Source organism: Streptomyces sp. NPDC006743, assembly GCF_040703815.1.
Taxonomy (GTDB): Bacteria; Actinomycetota; Actinomycetes; order Streptomycetales; family Streptomycetaceae; genus Streptomyces.
The window spans coordinates 1-8,853 of the sequence record NZ_JBEYJA010000105.1; the positions used below are offsets into that span (position 1 = coordinate 1).

Annotated in this window: 4 protein-coding genes and 3 pseudogenes; 3 read left to right on the plus strand and 4 right to left on the minus strand. The window is 71.9% G+C overall.

Annotation, left to right across the window (positions count from 1 at the left end):
• Positions 1-253 (minus strand): annotated as a pseudogene (locus tag ABZ719_RS36585) (hypothetical protein); the annotation flags it as partial.
• A gap of 17 nt (positions 254-270) precedes the next feature.
• Positions 271-809 (minus strand): annotated as a pseudogene (locus ABZ719_RS36590) (winged helix-turn-helix domain-containing protein).
• Between the two features lie 163 nt (positions 810-972).
• Between ABZ719_RS36590 and ABZ719_RS36595 the strand changes: the two are divergent.
• Positions 973-1,413, plus strand: a complete 441-nt coding sequence (locus tag ABZ719_RS36595; protein WP_366729489.1) for a VOC family protein — start codon at positions 973-975, stop codon at positions 1,411-1,413.
• Positions 1,414-1,561: 148 nt separating this feature from the next.
• Here ABZ719_RS36595 and ABZ719_RS36600 read toward each other — a convergent pair whose 3' ends face one another.
• Positions 1,562-2,491, minus strand: a complete 930-nt coding sequence (locus ABZ719_RS36600; protein WP_366729490.1) for a LysR family transcriptional regulator — start codon at positions 2,489-2,491, stop codon at positions 1,562-1,564.
• Positions 2,492-2,584: 93 nt separating this feature from the next.
• Between ABZ719_RS36600 and ABZ719_RS36605 the strand changes: the two genes are divergently transcribed.
• Together ABZ719_RS36605 and ABZ719_RS36610 are read left to right on the plus strand one after the other, a co-directional pair.
• The gene (locus ABZ719_RS36605; protein ID WP_366729491.1) at positions 2,585-3,448 is read left to right on the plus strand and encodes an alpha/beta fold hydrolase; all 864 of its coding nucleotides are present in this window, start codon (positions 2,585-2,587) and stop codon (positions 3,446-3,448) included.
• A gap of 282 nt (positions 3,449-3,730) precedes the next feature.
• Positions 3,731-4,912 (plus strand): serine hydrolase domain-containing protein, encoded by a 1,182-nt coding sequence (locus tag ABZ719_RS36610; protein WP_366729492.1) that lies wholly within the window; start codon positions 3,731-3,733, stop codon positions 4,910-4,912.
• A 169-nt stretch (positions 4,913-5,081) separates the two neighbouring features.
• Here the strand turns inward: ABZ719_RS36610 and car are convergent.
• A pseudogene (gene car, locus ABZ719_RS36615) lies at positions 5,082-8,540 on the minus strand (carboxylic acid reductase); the annotation flags it as partial.
• Between the last annotated feature and the right edge of the window lie 313 nt (positions 8,541-8,853).

Genomic DNA, 8,853 nt, shown 5'->3' on the forward strand with positions numbered 1-8,853 from the left:
TCCTTGTAGCGGAGCTACCAGGGCCTTTCGGCAACGCCGCGAGCGTGCGTGCCGGGCGTCGCGAGCCGGGCGCCCCTTTTGTTCGCAGCTCTAAGAGCAGCCACGGCAGCGTCCCCGCGGCCGTGACGACGGCGAGCGCCATCGGGTCCCGCGTCAACGTCAACGCGATCAGCGGCAGCGCGGCGTGCGTCACCCCGTCGCCGAGCGAGGAGAACATCTGTGCGCTCCACAGCCGTCCGAACCCGATGGGCAACTTCCCTGCTGTTGAGGTCACTTGCCGTCCCCTGCTGACCGGTCGCGCCGCGCAGGGTGGAACAGTGCGAAGACGAGCGACGCGTCCGGCAGCGACGGATCGGACAGTTCCTGGTACTCGTCCGCCAACGCCTGCAACCGCTCCCCCAGTTCCGCGAACTGCTCCTCGGTGAGGCGCAGGTGAGCCACCGTTAGTGCCGCTCGCCGTCCGCGGGCGACGCCTCCAGGTCCGCCACCGCATGCCGCATCAGCACATCCGGCCCTCCCTCGCCCGGGTCCGGCAGCACGACCGACCGCGCGGCCATCGCGTAATACCGCTCGGTGACCCCCCGCACCTTCCGCGTGCGTACGACCTTCACCAGGCCGGCCCGCTCCAGCAGCCGCACGTGATAGCTGGAACTCCCCTTCGCGAGGCCCACCCGCTCGGCGATCTGCGTGATCGTCGCCGGCTCGAAGCGGAGCACGCCCATGATCCGGTGACGCGTGAGGCTGGAGACGGCGCGCAGTTGCTCTTCAGTGGTGACGTGGAAGGTCTCGGGAGGATCATCGGCAGGCATACGAACAATGGCCAACGACTCTTGACCATTGAGCAAGGGGTTTTGCGGACGGGCTGACGTTCTGGCCGTCGAGAGACGATGTCCAGGACGTGCCACCGGCCATGTCCGCGCCAACGTCCGGGGCCGTCATCGGCCGCACGCGCAAGAAGAAGGAGCAACCAGCATGGCGATTCAGCGGATGGACAACGTCGGCATCGTCGTCGAGGACATGGACGCCGCCGTCGCGTTCTTCGTGGAACTCGGGATGGAGCTGGAGGGCACGGCGCGGGTCGAGGGCCGCTTCGCCGACCAGTGCACCGGACTCGACGGTGTCCGCTGCGACATCGCGATGCTGCGGACCCCGGACGGTCACAGCCGGCTCGAGCTGGCGAAGTACCACAGCCCCGCGGTGATCAGCACCGAGCCGCGCAACCGGCCGCACAACGTCCTGGGCACCCATCGCGTCATGTTCGCCGTCGACGACCTCGAGGGCACCGTTGCCCGCCTGCGGCCCCACGGCGCCGAACTCCTCGGCGAGATCGCCCGGTTCGAGGACAGCCATCTGCTCTGCTACCTCCGTGGCCCGGAGGGCGTCATCGTCGGACTGGCCCAACAACTGCGCTGAGTCTTCGCTCAGGACCCGGCTCGTCCATCAGCCGGACGTCCGCCGCCTTCCCGGTCCGGCTGTGGTGGGCGGGCAGGGGACATGGGGACCGGTCGCGGTGTGCGGCGGACTCGGCCGAGGGGCGCGGCAGGGGCAACCGCGTCCGGTCTCACGGGCGGCCCAGCCGGCGATCGAGCGCGGCACCGGCGTCGGGGCAGTTCCTGCGGACGCAGTCGAGGAAGGCACCCAGCACGGGCGAGCGGTCCCGGCCGGCGAAGGACAGGACCAGGTCGGGAAGCGCCGTGCGCGGGGTCACTTCACAGAACCGGATCCCCGGGCGCGGGGCCGACAGCATGCGAGAGGGTCCGAGGCCCACGCCGATCCCGCAGGCGGCCAGGCCGATGATCGTGTGCACGTCCCGGGCGGTGGTCGCACCGTCCAGTGCGGCGGCGTCCTCGTCCAGCAGGGTGCGCAACCCCGCGGCGACCGCGGGTTCGTCCTCTCCGGAGGCCACGATCAGCGGCTGCCGCCGCAACTGGTCCACGCTCACCGACGCCTGGCCCGCGTAGGGATGCGCGCTGCTGACGACGGCGATCAGACGGTCGTGCCCTACCGGGACGGACACCAGGTGCTCGGCGCCGGCCCCGCGGGGCGGTCCCAGGGTGACGGCCACGTCCAGTTCTCCGGCGACGAGGGCGGTGGCGCTGCGGCGGGATGCCATCTCGTGCAGCTCCAGCCGTACATCGGGCCGCTCGCGGCCGAACCGGCCCAGAACGTCCGGCAGCGGGTCGAGCAGCGCGGAGGCCACGAAGCCCAGGCGGAGCCGGCCCGTCTCGCCGCGAGCAGCCCGGCCCGCGTCGGCCGTGGCCGCCGTCATCTCCTCCAAGGCCCGCCGCGCCCGGGCGAGGAACGCCTCGCCCGCGGCGGTCGGGAACACCCCCTGGCGCGTCCGGTCGAACAGCCGGGCCCCGGTCTCGCGCTCCAGGTCGGCGATCTGTTTGGACAGCGGAGGCTGCGCGATGCCCAGCGCGCGGGCGGCCCGGCCGAAGTGTCCGTGCTCGGCGAGAGCGAGCGCATACCGAAGGTGCCGCGCCTCCATGACCGTCCGCCCTCCATACACAGAAAGTATCGCCGGCCAGTGTGTCATCTCTTGCCCTGGATGGCCCGGCCGTCACCGACTGGGATGGGCGGCGTGACACCCACTCTGAACACCGCGGACACCGATCTGCACACCACCGTCTTCGTTCTCGTCCACGGCGCCTGGCACGGCTCGTCGCAGTGGGCGGCGACGCAGCTCGCACTCGCCGGTCTCGGGGCCGCGAGCGTGGCCGTCGACCTGCCCGGGCACGGCTTCGACGCTCCTGTGCCCAGTGGGTACCTGCTGCCTGGCCGGCCGGGTCTGCTGACCGAGAGGTCGCGGCTCGCCGACGTGACGATGGACGACTGCGCCGATGCCGTCCTGGACACGCTGCGCCGGGTCCGCCGCTACGGCCGTGTGGTGCTCGTCGCCCACAGCGCGGGCGGCGGCCCCGCGTCGCTCGCCGCAGAACGCGCACCCGAGCTGGTCGACCGCATCGTCTACCTCTCCGCGTTCGTCCCCGCCGGCCGCGCCCGGTTCTTCGACTACCTCGGCGCCCCGGAGAACTCCACCGCAGGGGGTCAGGGCCTCAGCCTGGGTGATCCCGAGGCGCTGGGCGCCGTACGGATCGACCCCCTCTCGCCGGATCCCGCCTACGTCGAGGAGCTGCGGCAGACCCACTACCACGACACGCCCGCCGACCGCTTCGACCGCTGGCGCCTCGCGCTCAGTCCCGACCTGCCGCTGGCCGTACCGGCGACCCCCGTGGTCGTGACCGCGGGACGGTGGGGGCGTGTCCCGCGCACCTTCGTGCGCTGTGCGCAGGACCGGGCGCTGCCGGTGGCCGTACAGGACCTGATGATCGCGGAGGCCGACCGGGCCATGCCGGGCGAGCCGTTCACCGTCCGCACCCTGCCGGGCAGCCACAGCCCGTTCGCCGCCCGGCCGCGGGAACTGGCCGAGGCCCTGGTCCGGTGAACGGCCGCCGCCTCCTGCTGCCAGTGCGGCTGAGCGCCACCTCTGCGCAGAGGCTCGACGTCACGCTCGCGCAGGCCGCCGCTGCGGCCCCAGCCGGTCCGGCGGGGGCGCGCGCCCCGGCCGGGGGCGGCTCGTGCCGGCCGGGTGCACCGTCGCGTACGCGTGCCCGTGGTCGATGGGGGGATGCCGGACCGGCGACGGCCCGTGCTGGGGGTGTCCCCCCTTCCGGTCCTGGGGTGCGCCGGATCGCGCCCCGCCGGGGGGCGGACCTAGCGTCCAGTCATGACTTCGACTCTGCGAAAGCACCTGGTCATGGCGCTCGGTGTCGCTACGCTGCTCACCGCGGGTGTGGCCCCCGCCATCGCTCAGCCCGTCGGCCCCTGCCCTGCGGAGCGGTTACGCCGTGACACCGAGGCGATCCACGCCCTCGGTGTGAGCGGGGTGCAGGCCCGTGTGATCGCGCCCGACGGGCGGCAGTCGGTCGCCACCAGCGGTACCGCCGACCTGAAAACCGGCCACCCGGTCTCTTCCGGCGGTTACTTCCGCATGGCCAGCACGTCCAAGACAATGGTCGCCGCCGTGATCCTCCAGCTGGAGGCCGAGGGCAGGCTGTCCCTGGACGACACGGTCGACCACTGGCTGCCGGGCGTGGTGCGGGGCAACGGCAACGACGGCAGTCGGATCACCGTCGGCCAATTGCTCCAGCACACCAGCGGCATCCACGACGCCCTGCCCGGATACACCACGCCGGAGGAGTACTTCCAGCAGCGCCACACCGTCTACGAACCTGAGCGGCTGGTCGGCCTCGCCATGGCCCACGAGCCGGACTTCCCGCCCGGCGAGGGCTGGGCGTACTCCAACACCGGCTACGTCCTGCTCGACATGATCGTCCAGAAGGCCACCGGACACCCCGCCCACCAAGAGATCGAGAACCGCGTCCTGCGCCCGCTGGTTCTCGACGAGACCCGGTGGACGGGCACCTCCTCCACCCTGCCGGAGCCCCACGCCCAGGCTTACCAGTTCTTCGGCCCCGGTTCGCGGGTGGACGTCACCGACCAGATACCGGTGGACCACGAGAACCTTTCGTGGGTCACGACCATTCGGGACGAGAACCGCTTCCTCCGCGCGCTGCTCGGGGGCCGCCTGCTACCGGCACGGCAGCTGGCCGAGATGAAGCACACCGTCCCCGTGAGCGCGGAGGCCGAACGGCTCTGGCCCCACGGCCGATACGGACTCGGTCTCGTGGAGCGCCCTTTGACCTGCGGAGGAACCTACTGGAGCCATGAAGGCGGGGACGGCGGCTACATCACCCTCAACGGCGTCACCGAGGACGGACGTCGAAGCGCCGTGGTCTCCATGTCCGAGGCACGCGGCGACACCCCGGAACACATACTGGAGCAGGAGAGCGCGGCCGGCATCCTGATCGACCACGCGCTGTGCGCCGGGGGACCCGGCACCCGGTGAGCGCGGAGGTGTCCCTCGCTGTGGGCGGCGAACACAGCGAGGGACTCCCCCGGCGTCGCAGACCAGCGTCGCGTGCCCCGGCCTCTCGTGGCCCCGTTCCGGCCGCGTGTCCGCGCGCCGGGCGGCCTCAGCCGCCCGGAACGCGCCGTGGGTTCGTCCGGGGTTCCCTTCAGTCCTGTGCCGCGGGGTCCCGGGTGGTCAGCAGCGGCTGGAGGTCCGTGGCGTATTTGCGGATGAGGTCGGGCGACAGGTGCGGGATGTCGTGAGCCGTTCCCACTCCGGTCCGCCGGACGGCTGCCTGGAAGCGGGCCGAGGGGATGACCGAGCCCGGGTAGGGCCGTTCGGGAGTGCGGTAGCCGTGCAGCAGCGGCAGGACGGAGTGTTGGCGCCGGGTCTCCGGGAGGGCGCGCAAGGCCGCCTCCAGTCGGACCAGCCAGTCGTCGTAGTCCGTGATCCGTTCGATGCTGTGGCCGTCCGCGGCCAGCCAGTCCACGAAGGTGTCCAGGCTGACGCCGTCGTCGTGCGGGTTCACCAGGCTGTAGGTGCGGTATCCCGAGGTGGCGCCGCCCAGGGCGGCCACGCAGGCCGCGGTGAAGTCCACGGGCAGGCCGTCGTAGTGCGGCCGGCCCGCGCCGTCGCCCTCGGTGCGGTAGAAGGAGCGCGGGGCGAGTCCGGTGGCGAGGACGCTGAACAGCAGCCGGCTGAACATGTCGGGCACGTTCAGCTGCCCGGCGTACCGGCTGTGGGCGAGGATCATGTTGGAGCGGAACACCGTCACCGGCAGGTCGTGCAGCTCGTGGGCCTCGCGCAGCAGTACCTCGCCCGCCCACTTGCTGGTGGCGTAGCCGCCGGCGTAGCCGTCGTCCACGGGCTGGACGGGCAGTTCGGTGCGTACGTCGCAGTCCTCGTCCAGGGGATCGCCGGCCGGGGACGTGGACACGGCCACGCTGGAGATGTACGTGACCGGTTTGAGCTTCGTGGTCAGGGCGAGCCGGATCACCTCTGCGGTCCCGACGACGTTGGCCTCGAAGAGGTGGTCGTAGGGCAGTACGTGGTTGACCAGGGCGCCCGCGTGAACGATCAGGTCCACGTCGGCGGCCAGGCGTTCCCGGTCCGCCTCGGGCAGTCCGAGGCCGGGTTCGGCGATGTCACCGGCGAGGACCTCCAGGTGTCCGTCGGCCAGTTTCGCGAAGGTGTGTGTCAGGTCCGCGTCCGCGCCGCCGTAGGCGTCGGTCAGCCGGCGGCGGGCGGACGCCGCGTCCCGGCCGCGGACCACGACCGTCAGCCGGCCGTCCACGGGGGCGAGCCGCTGGAGCCACTCCAGGGTGAGGAAGCGCCCCAGGTACCCGCTGGCGCCGGTCAGCAGGACGTGGCGGGGCTCACCGGAGGGCCGCGGCAGTTCGCGGGTGGCGTCCAGCAGGCGCGCGTCGAGGAACCGGTCGAGGGTGAGGTCCTTGGCGTGCACCTCGGTGGCGCCGGCGCCGTGCACCGAGGCGAAGGCCGGCCGGTTCGCGGTGGTGGTGCGCTTGGCCTCGATGTAGGCGGCGAGCCGGCGCAGATCGTGCGCGGGGCTGATGATGACGTCGACCGGCACCCGGAATCCGAAGGCGCCCTGGAGCAGGTCGGACAGGGACACCGCCGACAGCGAGTCGCCGCCCAGGTCACGGAAGTGCGCGTCCGGGCTCGCCTCGGCCGAGGTGCCGGCGAGGACCGCCCGCACGGCTCGCCGGACGGTCTCCAGCACGGGCCGGGTCGCGCCGGTGCGGCGGACCTCGTTCAGTTCGTCGTTCTCGCGGGCGGCGATGTCGGCGTACAGGCGCTCCAGGCGCTCGCCGTAGCGCTCCAGCAGTTTGGGCCAGAGCAGCTTGCGGTGGTCGGAGAGCAGCCCGTTGGCCTGGCTGAACGGCTCGGTCTCCAGGAGGAGGCCGCGGGGTATCTCGTAGGAGTTCAGGCCGTGTTCGCGGGCGATGTCCCGGAAGGAGGCGTCCAGGAGCTGTTCGAGGCGCTGCGGGTCGTCGCCGTACCGGGCCAGGGCGTCCTCGGTGGGGACGACGACGGCGAGCAGGTAGGAGCGTTCGCTGTTGCCGTGGACGAAGATCTGCCGGACCAGGGGGGCGGCGGCGAAGACCGCCTCCAGGCGCGCGGTCGCCACGAACTCGCCCTGGGAGAGCTTTAGGACGCTCTTGCGGCGGTCCACGACGGCGATCCTGTCGGGCGCCAGCTCGGCGACGATGTCGCCGGTCCGGTAGTAGCCGTCGGCGTCGAAGAGTGCGGCCGTCAGCTCCGGCTGCCGGTAGTAGCCGGGGACCACGGAGTCGGACTTGAGCAGCAACTCGCCGCGCGGGTGGGGGGTGTCGGTGCTGAAGTAGCCCAGCTCCGGTACGTCGGCGAGGCGGTAGCCGGTCACCGGGGGGCGCAGCAGCTCGCCGTCGACGGAGATGCCGGCGGCCTCCGTCGAGCCGTACACGTTGTGCAGGGGGATGCCGAGCAGGGACTCGATGAACTCGGTGAGTCCGGCGGACAGGGGGGCCGAGCTGTTGCTGGCCCAGGTGACGCGGCCGCCGAGTACGTCCTCGCGCAGATGGCGTCGCACCTCGTCCGCCGCCGCCTGGGGGGGTGCGCCCTCGTCGACGCGGCGGCTCAGCTCGCTCTGGTAGCGCTGGTGCAGCAGCTCGCACACGCGCGGTACCAGGGACAGTTCGGTGGGCCGGATGAGCGCGATGTCCTCGAAGAACGTGGAGAGGTCGCTGGAGGCGGTGAAGCAGGTCGTTCCGCCGCGCACCAGCGCGTTCTTGAGCGAGGAGTGGCCGGCGACATGGCTCATCGGCATGTAGTTGACGGTGACGACGTCGGTGCCGGCGAAGAGCTTGGACCAGGCGCCGCCCCACATCGCCCGGGCCAGCCTCTCGGTGTACATGGCGCCCTTCGGGGTGCCGGTGCTGCCGGAGGTGTAGATGAGCATGGCGAGCGGGTCCTCGTCGTCGCCGGGTGTGTACAGCGGGGCCGGGAGCAGGGTCTCGGCGTGGTCGAGGAGGTCCGTGAGGGTGGTGACGTCGATGTTCCGTCCGGTGCCGGTGAGGCGGTCGCGCGCCTCAAGGAAACGTTCCTTCTCGTCGTCGGCCGCGGTGTGGTGGTCGAAGACGACGAGGCGGCGCACCGACGGCGTCCTCAGTGCCAGTTCCGTTCCCTCGGCCAGTCGCTCGCTGCTCGCGGCGATCAGCGTGGGCTCGGTCTCGGCGGTGATCGACGCCAGCTGGTCCAGCGGCGCGCTGGTCTGCAACGGCACGGTGACGGCGCCGAGATGGATGCAGGCGAGGTCGAGGGTGGCGTAGTCGCGGCTGGTGAAGCCGAGCAGGGCCACGCGGTCGCCGGCGCTCAGCGGGTGCTCGGGGTGGTGGTGCCATTCGCTCGCCACCGCGCGGATCCGGTCCCACAACTCGCGGTAGGTGGTGGTTTCGTAGCGGGGCAGCAACCGGGCGGACACGCGCCCGGTCCGGGCGTCGCGCACGAATTCCCTGGAGCGTTCACCGACCGCCGGCCGGTCCGCGTGGCGCTCAAAGACGTTTTCCATGACTTGCGCGAGTCGCAATGTGGTCTCCGCGTCGCATAGGTGTACGGGCGTGTGAGGGCGTGCACGGACGTGTTCGGAAGCTGAAAAGGGGCGCGGGGTGCGAGGCCGGGGGACGCGCGTCGTGCGGGGGACGGCCCGGGCGGGCTGCGCCGCACCGTGGACCCTGGCGCGATGCTATGCGCGGGGAATCGGGGGCCGGGAGAAAGACGGTGAGGTTCTGTCAGGTCGCCGGCCCGGCCCTCCCGTGACGGCGCGCGTCCGGTGGGGCGTCGGCTCGGGGGGGGGTGCCTCTATGTCTTTCGTCAAGCGAGGCGTGGGGTTCTGGGTTCGTAGAAGGTGCCGTCGCGGAGCATGGCGAACAGGACGCTGA

What these genes read in the sequence shown, in the direction of transcription:
- ABZ719_RS36595 (WP_366729489.1), top strand. Translation starts at nt 973, where the DNA reads ATGGCGATTCAGCGGATGGACAACGTCGGCATCGTCGTCGAGGACATG.
- ABZ719_RS36600 (WP_366729490.1), bottom strand. Translation starts at nt 2,491, where the DNA reads ATGGAGGCGCGGCACCTTCGGTATGCGCTCGCTCTCGCCGAGCACGGA.
- ABZ719_RS36610 (WP_366729492.1), top strand. Translation starts at nt 3,731, where the DNA reads ATGACTTCGACTCTGCGAAAGCACCTGGTCATGGCGCTCGGTGTCGCT.